This is a genomic window from Microvirga sp. GN3, assembly GCF_055792825.1.
Map to the genome: position 1 here is coordinate 1 of NZ_JBVVAK010000329.1, position 2,833 is coordinate 2,833.

Genomic DNA, 2,833 nt, shown 5'->3' on the forward strand with positions numbered 1-2,833 from the left:
TTCTTCGCCAGATCCAAGCCAATTGTGCTAACCTCTCCCATGGACGCCTCCCTCAAGTGGTGCAGTTCAACACCTCCACTTTGGCACACCGAGGCCGTTGGGGGGCGTCCACCTCATCAAAACCTGCTCTCCAGCTTGCGGATCAGCTTTGATCGGTAGCTCACATCGAAGAAGCAAATTTCTAAAGCTGAGGCCCGTCTAGGACTGATCATGGAACGCCGCGGCTATCAACGCTTGGATTCAAACACGGCTTTAGAACCGCGCTTCAAACGGCAGTGGAACTGGCAGGCAAGTATTCCATTTTTGGGATTGTAACGTCAAACTATCCAGATGAGTTCAGCTTCCTGAATAGCAATCAAATAGAATTCATGACGAGCAACGAGGCGACAATTTATCGTAGCGCCACGCGTTAGCCTCTCTCGAATCCCTGTACTAGACCGGAGTTCGATAACACCTCTTAGCAGAACTGCGGCCGTATAGCCATTGCGCGCTGCTAAATTGCTGACATCCCGTCGAGTTCCCGGCTTGAGAACCGTAGTCGCTATTCTCCTGTAAGTAATCAGCTCGTGATTCATCCTGGTCGGGTCATCTTCAGCGACTTTGGCTTCCGTGCTGGCCGCACTGTGACTATTTTCCGCTAAAGGAGGCTCGAGTTGAAGCACGGCCGCTATTTTCAGGACATTGTCTAAGGTCGGTGAGAGCTTCCCACTTTCAATCCGCGAGATTGTCGAGGCGGCTATGCCAGTGGCGTGTGCGAGACCTCGCATCGACAATTTCATCTCCTTTCGCTTAGCGGAAATCTGCAGGGCAAACACGTTGTTTGTCACATCATCCCTTCCTAGTTCACGAGACTCTAAGATAAAGAAAAACCCCGGTGTTGCCACCGGGGTTCTCTCATCCGATCAGGATAAGCCGATTAGAAGTCGCGCTGAACGCGGATACGGCCTTCCCAAACGTCGTTCTTCAGGTCGACCGGATCCGGACCGCGCGGATCGATGTTGGCGTAGAGAACCTCGACACCGAGGTCCAGGCCAGCAACCGGCGTCCAGATCACGTTCGTGCCGGCGCGCCACTCGGTGAAGTCAACACCGATGCCGAGGCCACCCGGGAACACAGCCGGAGCCACGTTCGGGTACTCAACGCGAGCCCACGAACCGAACACGTTCTGACGGATGGTCGGGGTCCAGTAGTGACGCAGACCACCGGCGATCGACCAGCCTTCGCCGGTATGGATGTCGCCGTCCACGCCGATGTAAGCGTCGACAACCGACTCGGTGAGCGAGCCGACGGTGACCGACGAGCCGAAGCCGAGGTAGCCGAGAGCGCCGTCAGCGTAGGACGCGGCGAGCCAGAGGGCGTCGCCAGCGGCCAGCATCGGCAGGTTCACGGAGCCCTGGAGCGAGACCGACCAGCCGAGCTCGGAGTCCGGGAAGTCGGTAATGCCAGGAGCAACTTCAATCAGGTTGTCGCTGCGCAGCTGGTGCAGAGCACCGGAGAGCTGGAGCGAACCCCAGGTGCCGGCGTATTTCAGGTTACCGACGAGGTCAGGCATCGTCTGACCGGCTTCGGTGAACACCGAGGTGCCGGCGAAGGCGGTGCCAGCGAAGCGGCCTTCTTCAGCCGAGATCGTGGCCGAGAAGCCGTTGCCGAACGAGAAGGTGTAGGCGAACAGGTTCACGGTCGGGGCGTCCGAGAAGCGGAGCGTGCCGAAGTGGCCCGTCGGCAGGTCGCTGTTGTCGTAGAACGACACGACGCGACCGGCGGTGAGGCCGCCGAACTGGATGAAGGCCTGATCGACGTTGGCCGTCGTGGCGCTGAAGCCGTAAACGCCGGTGTCGCGGGTCATCTCGAAGCGCACGAAGGTGCGGAGCAGACCGTAAGCGGTGGCGGTGCGGGCATCGAGCTGGATGCGGCCACGAGCACGGAAGCCGATCGCATCCTGGGCGCGATCGGTCGGCTCGAGGTAGCGGAACTCGGCGCGAACACGGCCGCCGACGCGGAGGCAGGTTTCGGTGCCGGGGATGTAGAAGAAGCCTGCGCCGTAGGTGGAGCAGACGCGCACGTATTCGACCGGCGCAGCTTTGGCCACGGGAAGGTCGGCGGCTTGAGCCCCGGCGACAGCCGCGAGACCCGCGACCGATCCGAGGAAGAGGCTCTTAGCGAGCTTCATGGTTAAACCTCCAAAGTTTCGAGACCCTGGGGGGCCGGGTTTTTGTGCTTCGGCAGCTTCAACGAAGCCTTCAAACACGTCCCTTTTCCCCTAGTACCCGGCGGCCCGTTTTCATTCGAACTCACCAGGATGACGACTGGGGAGCCCTGTCGTTGCAGCCACATTATCGGGGACGGGGCCGAGATCAAGCGAATGGACGTGCTTTTCAGCGCAGTTAGGTCGGTTCTTCAATACACTGTGGCCAATTTCCAACACTTAGACGGCTCAAGAAGAGGCTGTTAACTTTCTGTTAGCATTTCAGACACTTGGAACATCAACGACCATCTGAACCCGGACCCATGACGTCGAGTTTCCTTATTTTTGGTATCGGGCCGGCACGGCGTTTGGGCTTCACGTCTCGTCAAGGCCAGCGCAAGATCTCATGAGTCGTCCAATCGCGGGGCACTTTGCAAGCTTTTTCTCAACAGTTCATCCGCTCGGGTCCTTCGTCAGAGCCGAGGGGCCTTGCGAAGAGTCCTGATCGCGGCCGGTCTTGTGGCGGGTTCTGATGAGGTGGACGCCCCCCAACGGCCTCGGTGTGCCAAAGTGGAGGTGTTGAACTGCACCACTTGAGGGAGGCGTCCATGGGAGAGGTTAGCACAATTGGCTTGGATCTGGCGAAGA

At 59.0% G+C, this 2,833-nt stretch carries 2 protein-coding genes; both read right to left on the reverse strand.

Annotation, left to right across the window (positions count from 1 at the left end; all coding sequences use genetic code 11):
• Positions 1 to 317: 317 nt before the first annotated feature.
• Positions 318 to 827: a helix-turn-helix domain-containing protein gene (locus ACS5Q1_RS47365; protein ID WP_473104699.1), complete on the reverse strand. Its 510-nt coding sequence runs from the start codon at positions 825 to 827 to the stop codon at positions 318 to 320.
• An 89-nt stretch (positions 828 to 916) separates the two neighbouring features.
• The gene (locus ACS5Q1_RS47370; RefSeq protein ID WP_473104700.1) at positions 917 to 2,170 is read right to left on the reverse strand and encodes a porin; all 1,254 of its coding nucleotides are present in this window, start codon (positions 2,168 to 2,170) and stop codon (positions 917 to 919) included.
• Between the last annotated feature and the right edge of the window lie 663 nt (positions 2,171 to 2,833).

Coding starts and splice junctions, on each gene's coding strand:
- ACS5Q1_RS47370 (WP_473104700.1), bottom strand. CDS start 2,170: ATGAAGCTCGCTAAGAGCCTCTTCCTCGGATCGGTCGCGGGTCTCGCG.